This is a genomic window from Rhodanobacter geophilus (assembly GCF_040812275.1).
In the GTDB taxonomy this organism is placed as follows: domain Bacteria; phylum Pseudomonadota; class Gammaproteobacteria; order Xanthomonadales; family Rhodanobacteraceae; genus Rhodanobacter_A; species Rhodanobacter_A geophilus.
On record NZ_JBFOHL010000007.1, the window covers coordinates 40,869 to 55,999 of the forward strand.

The 15,131-nt window shown below is 63.9% G+C and carries 11 protein-coding genes; 6 read left to right on the forward strand and 5 right to left on the reverse strand.

The window, feature by feature from the left end:
* Positions 1-74 precede the first annotated feature (74 nt).
* Complete coding sequence (locus ABQJ56_RS08965; protein WP_367844670.1) at positions 75-1,046, forward strand: thioredoxin family protein; 972 nt, start codon at positions 75-77, stop codon at positions 1,044-1,046.
* Between the two features lie 184 nt (positions 1,047-1,230).
* Here the strand turns inward: ABQJ56_RS08965 and ABQJ56_RS08970 are convergent, their stop codons facing one another.
* Entirely contained in the window at positions 1,231-2,799 is a 1,569-nt protein-coding gene (locus tag ABQJ56_RS08970; RefSeq protein WP_367844671.1) for a tetratricopeptide repeat-containing sulfotransferase family protein, read from the reverse strand.
* 321 nt (positions 2,800-3,120) lie between these two features.
* Here ABQJ56_RS08970 and ssb point away from each other — a divergent pair, with 321 nt between their 5' ends.
* The gene (ssb, locus tag ABQJ56_RS08975) at positions 3,121-3,645 is read left to right on the forward strand and encodes a single-stranded DNA-binding protein (protein ID WP_367844672.1); all 525 of its coding nucleotides are present in this window, start codon (positions 3,121-3,123) and stop codon (positions 3,643-3,645) included.
* A 382-nt stretch (positions 3,646-4,027) separates the two neighbouring features.
* Here ssb and ABQJ56_RS08980 read toward each other — a convergent pair whose 3' ends face one another.
* The gene (locus ABQJ56_RS08980) at positions 4,028-5,410 is read right to left on the reverse strand and encodes a sigma-54-dependent transcriptional regulator (RefSeq protein ID WP_367844673.1); all 1,383 of its coding nucleotides are present in this window, start codon (positions 5,408-5,410) and stop codon (positions 4,028-4,030) included.
* The gene (locus ABQJ56_RS08985) at positions 5,407-7,173 is read right to left on the reverse strand and encodes an ATP-binding protein (protein ID WP_367844674.1); all 1,767 of its coding nucleotides are present in this window, start codon (positions 7,171-7,173) and stop codon (positions 5,407-5,409) included. The genes ABQJ56_RS08980 and ABQJ56_RS08985 overlap by 4 nt, the downstream gene beginning before the upstream one ends.
* Before the next feature lie 177 nt (positions 7,174-7,350).
* Between ABQJ56_RS08985 and ABQJ56_RS08990 the strand changes: the two genes are divergently transcribed.
* From ABQJ56_RS08990 to ABQJ56_RS09000, 3 genes are all read left to right on the forward strand, one after another.
* A complete protein-coding gene (locus tag ABQJ56_RS08990; protein ID WP_367844675.1) occupies positions 7,351-8,457 on the forward strand; it encodes a porin in 1,107 nt (368 codons plus the stop codon).
* Between the two features lie 6 nt (positions 8,458-8,463).
* Positions 8,464-8,964: a type 2 periplasmic-binding domain-containing protein gene (locus ABQJ56_RS08995; RefSeq protein WP_367844676.1), complete on the forward strand. Its 501-nt coding sequence runs from the start codon at positions 8,464-8,466 to the stop codon at positions 8,962-8,964.
* 163 nt (positions 8,965-9,127) lie between these two features.
* Positions 9,128-10,261 (forward strand): glycosyltransferase family 9 protein, encoded by a 1,134-nt coding sequence (locus ABQJ56_RS09000; protein WP_367844677.1) that lies wholly within the window; start codon positions 9,128-9,130, stop codon positions 10,259-10,261.
* Here ABQJ56_RS09000 and ABQJ56_RS09005 read toward each other — a convergent pair.
* Entirely contained in the window at positions 10,258-13,311 is a 3,054-nt protein-coding gene (locus ABQJ56_RS09005; RefSeq protein ID WP_367844678.1) for a Tn3 family transposase, read from the reverse strand. The two genes, ABQJ56_RS09000 and ABQJ56_RS09005, sit on opposite strands and share 4 nt — an antisense overlap.
* 31 nt (positions 13,312-13,342) lie before the next feature.
* Positions 13,343-14,629 (reverse strand): site-specific integrase, encoded by a 1,287-nt coding sequence (locus ABQJ56_RS09010; protein ID WP_367844679.1) that lies wholly within the window; start codon positions 14,627-14,629, stop codon positions 13,343-13,345.
* Positions 14,630-14,847: 218 nt separating this feature from the next.
* Here ABQJ56_RS09010 and ABQJ56_RS09015 point away from each other — a divergent pair, with 218 nt between their 5' ends.
* Positions 14,848-15,075 (forward strand): hypothetical protein, encoded by a 228-nt coding sequence (locus tag ABQJ56_RS09015; RefSeq protein ID WP_367844680.1) that lies wholly within the window; start codon positions 14,848-14,850, stop codon positions 15,073-15,075.
* Positions 15,076-15,131 lie beyond the last annotated feature (56 nt).

Sequence of the window (15,131 nt, forward strand, 5' to 3'; positions counted from 1 at the left end):
CCGGGAGAATGGGGTCGTCAGGTTGACGACCCCTTTTGCTTTGTCGCGGCGGCATTGCTGTCGAGGAGGCGGTCATGAAGAGCTGGGTGTGTCTGCTCGTCTGTGTGTTGATGTCGTTTTGCGTGCAGGCCGGCGGCGACGCCACGGCCCCGCCGGCGGGAGCGCCGGCGCCGGAGTTCGCCGGCATCGCGCAGTGGCTCAACTCGCCGCCACTGAGCATGGCCAGCCTGCGCGGCAAGGTGGTGCTGATCGATTTCTGGGCCTATTCCTGCATCAACTGCATCCGCGCGCTGCCGCACGTGGAACACCTGTACCAGGCCTACAAGGACAAGGGCCTGGTGGTGGTCGGCGTGCATACGCCGGAGTTCGATTTCGAGGCCGATCCGGCCAATGTGCAGGCCGCGATACAGCGTCTCGGCATCACCTATCCGGTGGCGATGGACAGCCATGCCGGCACCTGGAACGCCTGGCACAACCAGTTCTGGCCGGCCGAATACCTGGTCGACCGCGGTGGCCGGCTGGTCGGCCACCACTACGGCGAGGGCGCCTATGACCTCATGGAGAACGCCGTCCGCGCATTGCTGGACCTGGGGCCGCTGCCGGCGGGGGGCGTGGCGACAGGCAATGCCCCTGCCGCTGGCGATACCCCCGAACTGCACCTCGGCCGTGCGACGCAGTCCGGGCTGGACGCCGCCGAGGCCAGCGATGGCGGCAACGGCATGCACCGCTTCCATGCATCCGGCGGACCCGCAGCCAACCACTATGCCCTGGAGGGGCGCTGGGAGATCACCGACGAATACGCCAGGCTGGCCGGTTCGGAGGGCGACATCAGGCTGCGCTTCAAGGCCGCGAAAGTCTACGTGGTGGCCAGCGCCGTGCAGCCGGTCACGCTGCAGCTGACGGTCGACGGCAAGGCGCAGCCCGCCGTCACCGTGCAGGGCAGCCGGCTCTATACCTTGTACGACAGTGCGGCCGACGGCGAGCACGTGCTGTTGGTGCATGTCCCGCAGAAGGGGGTGCAGGTCTACAGCTTCACCTTCGGTTGAACGGGCGGTGCGGATGCGCTGGAAGGCGATGGTGTGGACGGGTGGCGGAGCCATCGGGACGGATCGCCGCCGGCGCATGAGCGGAACCGGGTTTCCAGCGCCCGTCCATGGGGCGCGGGTCCGGATGCCGGGGGCGAAGAGGCGCGAAAAGGTCGTCGGCCGGGGCCGGCGATCCGGTTTTCCTTCAAGACTCGAAGCGGCTGCGCAACGTCGCCAGCTGCGCGGCGTAATGCCCGGCCCGTGACGTGTCTGCCCGCAGGGGCTGGCGCACCTGTGCCGCGCTGGCCGTGCTGTGCACTTCGCGATGGGTGCGATGCGGGGCGAGGCAGGCCGGATCGAAGCCCAGCCCGCAGAAATCGAGCAGGCGCCGCACCTGCAGCTCGGTTTCCTTGAGCAGGGCTTCGTATGAAAAATCCAGGACGCGTGCCGGATGGCGTTCCAGCCAGTACCGGGTCAGTCGCTGGTAGTCCTTGCAGTGCGCGGCCATCTCGTCGAGGTCGTAGCTGAAATGCGCGCCGCCGCTGAACAGCTGCCGGTAGCAGGCAAAGCAGGTTTCGACGGGGTCGCGATGGCAGTTGACCACGCGCGCGCCGGGCAGCATGGCCAGTGCCGCACCCGTCAGCTGCCAGTTGGTCAGGCTCTTGTCGGTGAAGCGCGGCTTGCCCCGGCGCCAGTGGGCGGCGCGCACGAGATAGTCGCGGCCAAGGCGATCCCAGTCCTGCGGGCTGGCCGTCGCCACCCACCCCGGAAACGCCATGCCGCGCCGCCGGGATTCCTCGTCGATGATTTGCTCCAGGAGGTCGGTTTCGTTGGCGCCGTCGACATCGGGATGGGTGGCGAGGATCTGTTCGACAAGCGTGGAGCCGGAGCGCGGCAGGCTGGCGATCAGGATCACCTCCTGCCCCAGCGACGCATCCAGCGGTCGGGCCGGCGGATCGCGAAAGGACTCCATGAGCGCTGCAACATGCGCGTGCTCGCCGGCGGCGTCCCAGCGGACCTGCCGACGCTTGAGCGTGTTGGCTTCGCGGAGCGCCTCGAAGGCGGCGGCCTGGTCGCCTTGATCTTCCAGTGCCTTGAACAAGGCAAAACCCAGCAGGATGCGGGATTCGGCATCCAGCCCTGGTTTGCGCAGCGCCTGCTGCAGCCGGCGCACGTCCCCGGGGCCGAACGGTTCGGTTTTCAGGTTGGCCAATGCATGCCAGGCCGCAGCGTATTCGGGCTGGCGTTGCAGCACGTTGCGGTACTCGCGCGCCGCGGCGGCGATTCCGCCACGGATGGTGTGGATGTCGGCCAGGGTGATGCGTGCCGAAAGGTGGTTGGCGTCGAGCGCAAGGGCTTGGCCCAGGGCGTGCTCGGCCTCGTCGAGCCGGCGTTGCAGCTTCAATGCCTTGCCGAGGTTGTACCAGGCAGAGGCCTGTCCGGGAGCCAGTTCGCAGGCGCGGCGCAGGCAGACCAGGGCCTCTTCGACGGCGCCGGCGTCGTGCAGGGCGCTGCCGAGGTTCGTCTGGATGTTCGCATCGCCCGGACGTTGATGCGCCGCTGCGCGGAGAAACCCGACAGCCTGGGCACTGTCCCCGCGCATCAGGCAGGCGATGCCCAGCAGATACCGGGCGTCCACGTTATCCGGAGCCAGCGCCAGGAGGCTGGTGAGCGCGCGCTCGGCATCGTCCGGCCGCCTTTGGCTCAGCGCCGTTCCCGCCTCAGCGAGCAGGCGGCGGACCGTAGGCGAAGGCGGGGAGGGTGGGTGGGACATGGGCATCCGGCGGCAACGCAGCGATCGTGCTGACCTTCAAGACTAGCGCGACGGAGCATCTCCGCAAGCGCCGATCCACCTGGCCGGCGGAGGCGGGCCGGCTGCACGTCCCGATGCCGCTGCGGCGCGACTGCGCCGAACCGCGACTGTGCTCCGGGACGGAGCGGTGCGGCGGCAGCCGGCGCCCTGCGCCCGCCCGGGACTACAGCGACTGCCGGTCGCGGCGGATGCGTCCGGCCCCCGGCAGGGTATGATGACAGGCACTTCAACCCCGGCCGCAATCCAACCTCAAGTGCGGCCGGCTCAACCAGGAACACATCCATGGCACGTGGCATCAACAAGGTCATTCTGGTCGGCAACCTCGGCAACGATCCGGAAGTGCGCTACACCGGCAGCGGCACCGCCATCGCCACGCTGAGCGTGGCCACCTCCGAAAGCTGGACCGACAAGCAGAGCGGCGAGCGCCAGGAACGCACCGAGTGGCACCGCGTGAAGATGTTCGGCAAGCTGGCCGAGATCGCCGGCGAGTACCTGAAGAAGGGCCGGCAGGTCTACATCGAAGGCTCGCTGCGCACCGAGAAGTACACCGACAAGAGTGGCGTGGAGAAGTACTCCACCGACATCGTCGCCAGCGACATGCAGATGCTCGGCGGTCCCGGCGGCGGTGAAGGCGGCGGCTCGGGCGGCGGCGGTTTCCAGCGCGAGCGGCCGCAGGGCGGCCAGCGCCAGCAGGGCGGCGGCAACTACGGTGGCGGTTACGACAACCAGGCGCGCGGCGGCAGCGCGCCGTCGCCGTCGGCCCCCGCCAACACCGGCGGCTTCGAGGACGACGACATTCCGTTCTAGAGGACACCTTAGACCGTCTTTGTACGGTTTTGACTCACAAACCCCCGATTCGTCGGGGGTTTTTCTTTTTTCAAGCTGGGCAATTTCTGCCAGCTTCCATTCTGAGTCCTCGCCTAAGCTGCACCTTGAGAATTGTTGCGGGTCCCGACACTGGCATGCCCCTCTTCCATTCGACCTTGTGTATAACGACACAGGCGCGTGTCGGTACCTGCATGGACGCCGCCTGCGCTGGGAGCAGCTGCAAGGTCGAGACTTGACCTAGGAATTCGCCCATGGGGACTTTCTCTCTGTCGCGGACGTGGTATCTCCGCTGTTGTGCCCCGACTGAACCAGCCCGGATTGATTGTGCTTGCCGCCCTTGGGGTTGTATGACAGGCCCGATCTAGCTTCCAACTTTGTACATCTTGAGCTTGTACCAGAGGGTTCGTTCGCTGATGCCAAGCAGGCGAGCTGCTGCAGCCTTGTTGTTGGCGCTGCGCTCCAGTGCTGCCTTGATGAGCCGGCATTCGAGTCCTTCGACTCTGGCTTTCAGATCCAGTGGGCCATCGATTGCCGGGTCATCGGCAAGCGCGGAAGACGATGAAGACCGACCGGGCGATTCACTGGACAGCTCCGCCGGAAGATGAGCCAAGGTGATCTCTCCGCTACGGCACAGGACAACGGCGCGCTCCATGATGTTTTCAAGTTCGCGCACATTGCCGGGCCATTCATAAGACTCGAGGCGCTGCAGCACGTGCGACATCAGACGAGGCGTGGCACGCCCCAGTTCCAGCGCGTGCTTGTGAAGGAAGTGATTGGCCAGCAGGGCGATATCACCATGGCGATCGCGAAGCCTAGGCACGTCGATGCGCACGACGTTGAGGCGGAAATACAAATCCCGCCTCAGGGCACCGCTTTCCACCGCCTGCTGCAGATCGCGGTTGGTGGCTGACACGACCCGCAGATCCACCGGAATCGTTCCATTGGATCCGAGTCTTTCGATGCACCCCTCCTGCAACACGCGCAGCAACTTGACTTGCAGATGGGCGGGCATCTCGGTGATTTCGTCGAGAAAGACCGTGCCTCCGCTGGCCAGTTCGCATTTCCCGACGCGATCGCGCACGGCTCCGGTAAACGCACCCTTGACGTGCCCGAAAAGCTCGCTCTCCAGCAACTCTGCGGGGATGGCCGCACAGTTGATCGGCACGAACAGGCCCGTGCGGCCGGAGGCCTCGTGGATGGCGCGCGCCACCAGCTCCTTGCCGGTGCCGGTATCCCCGACGATGAAGGCATTGCTGCGCGTGGGAGCCACCTGGCGAATCAGCTCGTAGAGCGATTGCATGGCGGCGCTTGTCCCGACAAACTCTCCCCAGCCGCGCGAAACCTCCTCGCGCAGGAAACGGTTCTCGCGTTGCGCGGCCTGCATGGCCAGCGCCCGGGTGACCGCCATCTCGACGGTCTCCATTTCGAACGGTCGGATGATGTAGTCGATGGCGCCCAGCTTCATGGCAGCCACGGCCGTGTCGATGGTGCCGTACGCCGTCATCACGATGACCGGCACGTCCACACCCTGCTCGCGCAATGCAGCGAGCAGGGCAATGCCGTCCATGCGGGGCATGCGCAAGTCGGTCAGAACCAGGTCGATGGGCTGTTTCTCGACGATGGACAATGCCTCCATCCCATCGCTGGCTTCGACGACGGTGTTTCCCATCGATTTGAGCGACAGCTCCAGGATGCGCCGCATCTTGGCTTCGTCGTCCACTATGAGGATGCGCTTGGCGCTCATCGGTCCTGCCCGTCCACTGCAAAGGTGAGATTGAAGGACGCCCCACCCCACGCGCTCACGCCCACGGCGATCTCGCCGCCATGCACGTGCACGACCTGTTGCACGATGGTGAGCCCGAGGCCGATGCCGCCTTCGCGGCGGCTGAAGAAGGGGTCGAAGATGGCCTGTCGCAACGCCGGTGGCACGCCGGGACCATCGTCCATCACCGAGACCTGCAACACCGGACCGTCCAGCCGCGTGGCAATTTGCACGCGACCGTGTTCGCCGACGAACGCGAGTGCGTTGAGTACCAGGTTGAGCAGCACTTGCATGATCTGCTCCCGGTCGCACAGGAAGATCAGCGCAGGTTCGGCGAAACTGCACGAGAGCGAGATGCCTGCCTTCTCGGCCCGGGATGCCAGCAGACTCAGCACGTCATCAATGATGGCGTGCAGGTCATGCAGCTTGAAATCCGGCTGTGTCGGGCGTGCGCATTCGAGCAGCAAGGTCACCAGTCGGTTGAGCCGTTCGGTTTCGCTGAAGATGAATCCGATGAGCTCGTGCTCCCGGTCTCCCAGATCGGGTCGCCGTTGGAGCAACTGCGCGGAGTTGCGCAGGATGCCCAGGGGCGTGCGCACTTCGTGTGCCATGATCGCCGCCATTTCACCTACGACCGCGAGCTTGCCCGCGCGCACGACTTGTTCGCGCGACTTCGCCAAGGCATCGATCATCTCCGCGTAGGCGTGGTGCAGTTCCTGCGTCTCCAGGATGTTGGTGGCCGGCAATGGCACCAGCGCCACATCGCGTTGACGGAAACTGCGCGTGAAATCCGTCAGTGTCATGATCGGCAGCGCGATGCGCTGGGCCAGGCGCGAAGAGATCCAAAGGCTCGCCAGCAGGGTCAGCACGAGCACGGCGAGCATCGCCCACAGCAGGCGCCAGATCGGCCCGAAGGACACGGCGGTGGGCTCCACCATCACGATGTGCCAACCCAGTCCCTGGAACTGCTGATAGCCCTCGGACCTGGCCACGCCCACCAGAACCGTGCCGTAGCCAAGCGCGCTGCCGTTGCGCACGTAGGACACGGCCCCCCGATCCGGCAGGCGCCAGCCCAGCGTCAATCGATTCTCATCGATGCGCGCGCGCAGTGCTGCCGAGGCCGCGATCACGTGGCCATGCTCGTCCAGCAGCAACAGGCTCCTTGGCCCGCGGCCGACTGCATCGTCCAGCAGTTGCTGCGTGACGTGCCGGTCGAGCACGGCGTAGAGGTAGCCAAGGCTGCCCTCGCCAAAGGCGTTGGGGATCGCCGTGCGCAAGATGGTCGTCCCGCCATCGGCATCGTGAACCCGCGCCAGGCTCACGCCGCTGAGCCAACCGCCGGGAATGGCGCGCCAGGATTTGGCGACGGGTGCCATCGTGCCGATATACGCGGCCTGACTCGCCGCGACCACGCGGCCCTGTTCGTCCGTACACAGCAACGCGGTGTAGGCGTTGCCTTGGCCCGCGTGCAAGTCCGAAAGAAAATGCGACAGGCGCTTGTCCACGTCGTGGATGCGGATGTCCTGCATGACCTCCAGGCCGCTCCACACGCGCATGTTCTCGATGTGCGAGAACAGCAGAGTATCGATGCGCTGCATGACCGTGCTGGCGCCGAACCGGAGGTTTGCCGCGATCTCCGTCCTGAGCGCGGCACGGAACTGGTAGAACGACAATGCGCCCACGACCAGCACCGTACCCAGCAGGGTCCAGAACAACAGGCGAAAAAGGGCCGCTCGTATGGTCAAGTGAATGCCGTTGCGCGATGGTGAGGTGCCGTTTTGCGGTCGCCTGCATCAGTGTCGCAGAATTCGGGGCGGCGCCGATCCATCGTGGGGAAAGCGGTGGCCTCGATGTTTCGCATACCCGCCGGCATGGCTCACGCGTGCCGGCTTCACTCCACAGCATTGCCGGTAGACTGCCCCATGAACAGGTACCTGTGCCGTCTTTTGGGCCACGGTGTGGCCGTCCTGCTGCTCGGGACAGCCTACGCATCGGGCGCCATGGCTGCCGACAACGGTGACAGTACAGGCAGCGTCTGGCAGCCGGCGCCTTACACGCTGGGCCAGGGCCTGTACTTCCCTGGGACAGGACTGCGGATAGGCGGCTACGCCGACTTCAACTTCTATGACGTCCAGGGCACCAGGTCCAGTTACAACGTCCGGGATCTCAGCCTGTTCCTGACCCAGGACATCGGCACGCAGTGGCAGCTGTTCACCGAGATCGAAGCCGCCAACCCGGTAAGCAGCCGGGGGCGCACCGACGTCGATGATGCCGAATTGGATGTCGAACGCCTGTACATCGACTATCACGTCAACCCGTACCTCAATTTCCGTTTCGGCAAGTTCCTCACGCCCGTTGGCGAGTGGAACCTGGTGCATGCTGATCCGCTGACCTGGACGATATCGCGCCCGCTCTCGACATCGGCCGCCTTCGCGCTCCATGCCACGGGCGCCATGATGTTCGGCACGCTCCCCGTGAAAGGGAACGACCTCGATTACTGGGTATTTGCCGACGACACGAAGAACCTCAATATCGGCGACGACCAGGACAATGCCTACACCAACTTCGGCACGGCCGAGACGCTGCAGAACAATTTCCGTCAGGCGTTCGGCGGACGGGTGCTGTACCACCTGTCTGGGGATTCGCTGAGCATCGGCGCCTCCGCCCTCAGCTACGAGCTGGAATCACCCCGCGACAAGTACTTCCTGAGCGGCCTCGATTTCAACTGGACCACGCATTACATCAGCTTCACCGGTGAGGCCATCTACCGCAGCAGCACGGACAACCGCCCGGACGAGCGCGGCGGATTCGTGCAGACGGAAATACCGTTGTGGCGCCGGTTCTACTTCATTGAGCGCTACGAGCGCTACCGCTCCTCGACGCCGGAGCAGACCAGCACCATCCGCACCACGGCCATCAACTTCAAGCCGATCGAAGGCATCGTCCTCAAAGTCGAATATCGTGATGGCACGCATAATCTGTCGCTGGCCCCCACCGGGTGGCTGGCCTCCGCCGCGATCCTGTTCTGACGGGCCATGCGCGGACACTTCCGGCAATGGTTGGAATGGTTGGCTCTGGGCGGCCTGCTGGCGTTCGCCCAGGTGTCCTGGGCGGCTTCATCGCAAATGGCCGTCATCACCGCGCCCGACACGCCGCACCTGACGTTCGACCAGAACACGCTGCGCAACATCTATCTGAAGAGGATCTTTGTGGACGGCCGCGGCCGGCGGATCACGCCGGTCAATCTGCCCAGTGGCGCGCCGCTGCGCAAGGCGTTCGCACACACCATCCTGCATATGGATGATGACCAGCTCCAGGATTACTGGAACAAGCAATACTTCCAGGGCGTGAGCCCGCCCTATGTGCTGGCGTCGCCGGATGCCGTGGTCCAGTTCGTGGCGAAGACGCCGGGCGCGATCGGTTATGTGGCTGTCTGCCAGGTGGACGCCACGGTACGCGTGGTGATGACCATCACGCTGCCGTCCAGGCCAGGCGATGAGCTGCCGGCATGCCCAGGCCACCAGGCATTGCCCTGAAACGCACGCCAATCCTTGCAGACAAATTTTGCAGGCTGCATGCCGGCCTGCCCATGCAGGAAACGCTCTTTTCTCCACGCATCAAACAGTTGTGCCGATGGCACGGAATTCGCTGTAAGCGAAGCAGCCGCATCCGTCCCTTCCACTTCTGCCCTGGTGCCGCTTGGAACAGATTTCGACACTCCATTGCGATGCCCCCCTGCCACGCAAAGGCATCTTCCGTATCCTGATCTGCCGCCCCAACCATCGCCTCGGCAACACCATTCTGTTGACGCCGCTGATCAGCGAGCTTGAGCGGCACTTCAAGGGGGCGGAAATCGATGTCATCGCGGAAGGCGATATCGCCAAGGAAGTATTCGCCAGTTTTTTCAGTGTGCGCAACGTGTATTGCCTGCCCAAGCGGGGCTTCAAGCACCCGCTTTCCTTCCTGCGGCTGGTTCGCCGCGTGCGCGCGACGCCCTACGATCTGGTCATCGATCCCTGTGTCGGTTCCGGCTTCAGCAGAACGCTGACGCGCTTGTTCCGAGGTACGTACAAGCTCGGCTTCAACGACGACTCGAAGCACGATGGCCTGACCCATGCAGCTCCGACAGAGATAGCCGGGCGGCACATGGCCAAGCGGCCGGTGAACTTGTTGCGCTGGGCCATGGCGGTGGAAACCACCTGGCAAGACGACGTCCCCGTGCTCGACATCCGGCTGACCGATGCGGAGATCACCAACGGGCGCCATGCCATCAAGCAATTGCTGGCCGAATCCCGCCAGACAATGTCGCCTCCGGTAGTCGGCGTATTCGCCAATGCCACGGGCGGCAAGCGATATCCGATGTCGTGGTGGCAGGAGTTCATCGACACCTTCAAGCTGCTCTGCCCGGCGGCAAGCATCCTCGAACTGATTCCGATGCATGGCTGCTCCATGCTGGGCGCGGAGTGGCCCGCCTATTACTCGTCGGACATCCGTCGTATGGGTGCGGTGATGGCAGGCGTGGATCTCATGATCACTGCCGACTGTGGGGTCATGCACCTCGCCGTGGCGGCGCGGACACCGACCATCGGCATGTTCTGCGTCACCGATGCATCCGTGTACGCACCGTATGGGCACGGCAATCATCCACTTCAGACCCCCGGGCTGACGGCCCGCCAAGTGGCTTGCCAGGTGTTGGCGAACTATCCGCAATTGCTGGGACGCGAGGCAGGCTCGCCCGTGCCTTCCGATGCCATGCCTCCGCGTCATGACGAGGGTTGGCAGGGATTCGCCCAGAAAGCGGCAATTCGGCCTCTAAGTCACTGCCGCACTTAGGATTTATAGCTAGCGCTCGATAGCTCTTCTTCGTCGCGTTCCGCGGCCGCGGCCTCCTCAGCTGCACGAAGAATCCGGCGAGCGAAGTCGATGGGCGTGACTTCCCTGCTCGTGTCAACGGTGTAGTCGCCAAAGCGGTTGATGTGCGCGGTCCGGTATGGCGACAGGCCCGCCAGTACTGCCGGACTGATTTCAATGCCTTCATCGCGGAGCTCGGCCAGCACCCGGGACATCTGCTCAACGTTGTGGAGAATCACCAAGTTGGCCACCAGGTGGTTGTACCCAACGATCTTCTGCTGTTCGTGGAGCACGTTCTCCGCGATGATCCCCTGCCCCCCGAAAAACGCCCATTTGGTGAAGTTGTTGAACTCCTCGCTCTTGTTGGTCGCCGCCTGGATGGTCTTGCGTACCTCTACATCATCGATATAGCGCAGCAAGAACAAGGTTCGAATGACACGGCCCAGTTCCTTGAAGGCGAAGTACAGCTTGTTCTTTCGGCTGTAGTTGCCCAATCGTCGTAAAATGGTGGAGGCAGAAATCTTGCCCGTTTTGATCGAAGCGGCGACGCGCAACATGTCGTGCAAATGGGTTTCGATCAGGTTCCAGTCGATGCTCCCATCGCCAAAGAGTGCCTGGATGTTCGGGTAAGACGCTTGTGGGTCCGGCTTGGAAAGCGAGAGGTCCTTGACGTTGCGGATGCGAGGCATGAGATCAATGCCCAGCAAATGGGCTAAGCCGAACACCGGGAAATTCTGCGCTTGAGTGTCACCGTGCACCGTATCCGGCCGAATCTCGGCCCGATTCTCGATCAGCCCATCGAGGATGTAAATCGCCTCATAGGCGCCGCAAGGAATGAAGCGGCTGAAGAGCGCGATGTATTTGTCGGAGACGTGGTAGTAGCCAATGCCACCGTAGCCGCCATAGCGAATGTGGTATTCGGAGAGTAGGTTCTGCTCGTAGACGCTCCATTTTGTGCCGTCGGCCGAGGCCGACTTGCCGCTGCCCCAATAGCCGGGAAGCTCGAACTTGTTGTACAGGTTGATCGTGTCGACCGTGGCACGCTCCAGGGTGTCCTCCGTCACGTATTTGAGGTTTAACCATGCAGCTTGCCGCCGACTGAAGCCGCGCACCGATCGCGCCGTTTGGGTGGGACCAAGGTTGCAGCCATAGCAGAACAGCGTGGTCACAACACGGTGGTGCAAGTCGCGCACGCGCGCCTCGGTGCCGGCGAGCGGCTTGAAGTGCCGGTTCAAGTCCACCCAGCTGGTCGCATCAACCAGCACATCGACGATGCTCGTCTCAGGCAGGCGCTCGGTGATGAGGCTGTCGACCAGCGCGATGGCTTGGGACAGTTCCGTGCGCGGCAGCTTCCTGAGGATCAGCCGGCCATCAACGATATCGGCGTGGGCGTTCTCGGGAAAACGAGCATTGACCTCACGGCACTTCGTTCGAAGCTGCTCCCGTAACGTCTCCACAAAGGCGGCCGGCTCGGTCGCGATGCCAGAGACCTCCCCATAGTTGCCCAGTTCCTCTTGGAAGGTGCTTTCGTCGACTAGCTCTTCGCGATAGTCGTCGTAGCGCTCGCCCCCGGGGATGAACAAGTCGCCCGACTTCAGCTCATCCTTGATCTGGAAGAGCACCGCCAGTTCGAAGTAGCGCCGTTGCATCCAGCCCGCCCGATCCACACCCCAGTCCTTCGGAAACACATGCCGCCGCCAGTTCGCTGACATCCAGCCAAAATCGTGCTCCAAGCTCAGCCCCAGCGACGCCGCCTCCACCACGTCCCTGCGCTGAGCCCGTAATGCTGCCAGCGCTTTGACCAGGCGCTCCATGGCGGGATCCTGGGAGGAAGTGCGCAACTCCATCACTTCCAGGCAGTTGAGCAGCAAGGCACGCTGCTGGGCGTACGGTTTGGCCAGGAACGGCAGGAAGTTCTTACCGGCGTAGGCCATGTGCTCATCGCACTCGGCGAGTGTCCTGGCCAGATCTGGCCCGATTACATCGCCGATGGCGTCGATACGCTGACTATCGGTTCCGTCGACTTGATAGGCCTGAAGAATCTCTTTCAATTGCCCGACAAGGGAGTCGGTGCGCTTCAGATGCTCGACCTGGTAAGCCATGAGGTTCTTCTGGGCCGTGTTCTCCAGGTTCTGCATCAGTCGAATGAACAGATCCGCCGCATCATCCAGCGCCTTGCCGTGGCGGGAGCGGATGAACACGGCGGCCAGGGCATAGCGCTTGGCAGGTTTGAGCTCGGCCAGTTCGCCGGCATCCAGCGCTCGTGCCATGGCGCGGAAATATTTCAGCTTGGGCACTGGTACTTCGAGCGCAGGAATCATTGCGGCCAGCTTCTGCAGCCGGTCGATGTGCTGCAGATAAAAACGCACCTCCTTGTTTCCGGGGCGCTTGGGCTCGCGCTTCAGGGCCTGCCAGCCGCTATGCGTGTCGCCCGGTGTGACGGCTAAGAGCTCATCGATCTTCTTGCGCGCCGCTGGCGTGAGCAAGGCAGCGATACGTTCGAAATGGCCTTCATGAACGCTTTCCCGGGCCGCCGTGGCAATGTCATCGAGCGTGCGAAACGCGGGCAATTCGTACCGGTGGTGATAGAGCTCCTCCACCATCACGTTGATGATGTCCGGCAGCATGTGCTTGGTCTGTGCCGCCTGCTGAGCCACCGTCCGCAGCCACTGTCGTCCGGGCTCTCCCAGCGGGCGCACATTCAAGTACTGCCGAATCTTAGCGATGTGCTCGCGCTTCATGCGCGAGGCGTCGTAGGCGTCTAGATCGCTGGCACTGAACGCGCGCCGGTAACCCAACGCGTCAGCCACATGCCGCACGATGCGCTCAGGTATCTGGCTCAGTGCGCCGAAGTGCCCGCGGTGAGGAAGGGTTTTCAAGTGAAGCATCACGGCCAAACGGATGGCCGGTTGCTTGCTCAAGGCCTGCACGAAGGCCCGCTCGTCCGCGGAGGGCGTGAAGTGCAGATCCAGCTCGCGGGCGGTGGGGTCTTGCTTCAGTCGCGGATAAGCGGTCTCGTGAGGTGCGGTCATGCGTCTTGCATCTCCGGTGTCAGGCGAGAGGTCAGTTCCAGTGGCGCTCGGCGGCTTCGTCGTGAAGCGATGCGTCCAAATGCAGGTCGTGGTTGTCTGCGATGCGATACAGGTCTTCGATCAGTGCGGATGCCACCTCGTCCAGGTCGAGGTCATCCGTCGCCTCAACCTGAAGTCGGTAGCGGGTACGTTCGGGATTAACGGCCACGCCCCGGTGCGGCGAAAGACAAAGAGTCTCGATCGTTTTTCGCGCCTTGGCGACGCTTCGGCCCGCCCGGCGGGGCGTCAGGCGCAGCGTGAGCATCAAGGTGACGGCAGCTGCCGATTGGCTGGCCGGTGGTGGCAAGGAAGCCGGCGGCGATCCCGGAGCCGACATGCTGGCGAGGGCTGTTTCAATTCGCTGCTGGCCGAACGCATCCGGTGCGTCGATGTAGCGCATTGCCGAGTGCATGTCTTTCCAGCCGACGTACTCCATCAGGGCGCGTACGTCCCAACCGTTGGCGCTGGCCCATCCGGCAAACCCACGGCGTAGCGAGTGGCCGCTGTAACTTTCCGGCGAGGCCAAGCCGGCGCGGACGAAAAGCCGCCGTAGCAGGGGTACCACGCTGTTTGGATGCAGGGCGCCGGACCTGATCCCGCCCGTGCGGGTGACGCCGCGAAATAGCGGGCCCTCGGTGAGCCCCGCCATGGCAATCCAGTCGAGCGTCGCCGCCACCGGGCACCACCGGCTGAGCGCGGGCACCCGATAGGTGGTACCGACGAGTTGCCGATCGGTTTTGCTGCGTCCCAGGAAGCACGTCATGCCATGGCCAGGCACCGCCGTCACGTGCTCGCTGTGGAGGCCGACCAGTTCGTCTACGCGGAAGCCGCGCCAAAACCCCAGCAAAAGCATCGCGCGATCGCGACGGGCGCGAAGCGCAGCAGCGCGGTCCCCCCGCTGGTCCGCCGCCGCGACAGCGGCGTCAAGCCAATCGGAGACTCGGGCGACGGCGGTGAGCTGCAGGGGAGCAGCACGCTTCTCGCGAGCCGGGTGAAGCGCCTGAATGCCTTTGAGCGCCTGTTTGACCCTCGCCGCCGTGGTGGGATCGGCAAAGCCGTGCGTCTGATGCCACTGCGACAACGCGGCCAGCCGTTGCCGAAGCGTGTTGATCGATAGCGTGGTCGCATGAGCCGCGAGGTATTGCGCCACGGTGTCGGCCGTGGCTGGCAGCAAACCGCCCCAGCTCACCTCGAAGTGGCGCACCGCGGAGGCATAGCTGCGTTGCGTGTTTTCCCGCTGCGCCGCTTCGAGATAAGTGTCAAGCGAGTGAGAGGTCATCGTCACGATCAGGCGGCGGAGGCTTGATGCCCGTTGAGGCGCCCATGCACCATGTGCCGTGAATTATGCTCACAGCCATCCACGGGGGCAGTCCAAGGAAAGCATCTGGGACTGACCGTTGCAATTGCGGAGGGCATCATGACCGAACCCGATGATCGTTTTGGCATGCCTGAGAGTGCCTTTTTGGCGGCCACGGAAAGTCACGGGCGAACAACCCGGTGCTGCGCTCGGGCATGGATATTCCGGCCTGTTCCGAAATTGCCAGCATGCCGGCCGACGCGCTCTTTCCCTTCCTGATCGATTGGATGTGGGAGAGCCCCTCGGAACTTATCCCCAGCAACGAACAGATCGCCCAGGTGCGCGCCCTCCTGCTTCAGCGCCATGACGCCGACCAGTCGGAAGTACAGCGCCTGGTCGACGAGTGCGATGCGTACCTGAAGGAGTGATGCCGGTGGTGCCGGGGCCGTGCGCTACGGTGTCGCTGTTCGGCCCTGGTCACAGA

Excerpts from the sequence above, each read along its gene's own strand:
- ABQJ56_RS08965 (WP_367844670.1), top strand. The coding sequence starts at position 75 with ATGAAGAGCTGGGTGTGTCTGCTCGTCTGTGTGTTGATGTCGTTTTGC.
- ABQJ56_RS08970 (WP_367844671.1), bottom strand. The coding sequence starts at position 2,799 with ATGTCCCACCCACCCTCCCCGCCTTCGCCTACGGTCCGCCGCCTGCTC.
- ssb (WP_367844672.1), top strand. The coding sequence starts at position 3,121 with ATGGCACGTGGCATCAACAAGGTCATTCTGGTCGGCAACCTCGGCAAC.
- ABQJ56_RS08980 (WP_367844673.1), bottom strand. The coding sequence starts at position 5,410 with ATGAGCGCCAAGCGCATCCTCATAGTGGACGACGAAGCCAAGATGCGG.
- ABQJ56_RS08990 (WP_367844675.1), top strand. The coding sequence starts at position 7,351 with ATGAACAGGTACCTGTGCCGTCTTTTGGGCCACGGTGTGGCCGTCCTG.
- ABQJ56_RS08995 (WP_367844676.1), top strand. The coding sequence starts at position 8,464 with ATGCGCGGACACTTCCGGCAATGGTTGGAATGGTTGGCTCTGGGCGGC.
- ABQJ56_RS09005 (WP_367844678.1), bottom strand. The coding sequence starts at position 13,311 with ATGACCGCACCTCACGAGACCGCTTATCCGCGACTGAAGCAAGACCCC.
- ABQJ56_RS09010 (WP_367844679.1), bottom strand. The coding sequence starts at position 14,629 with ATGACCTCTCACTCGCTTGACACTTATCTCGAAGCGGCGCAGCGGGAA.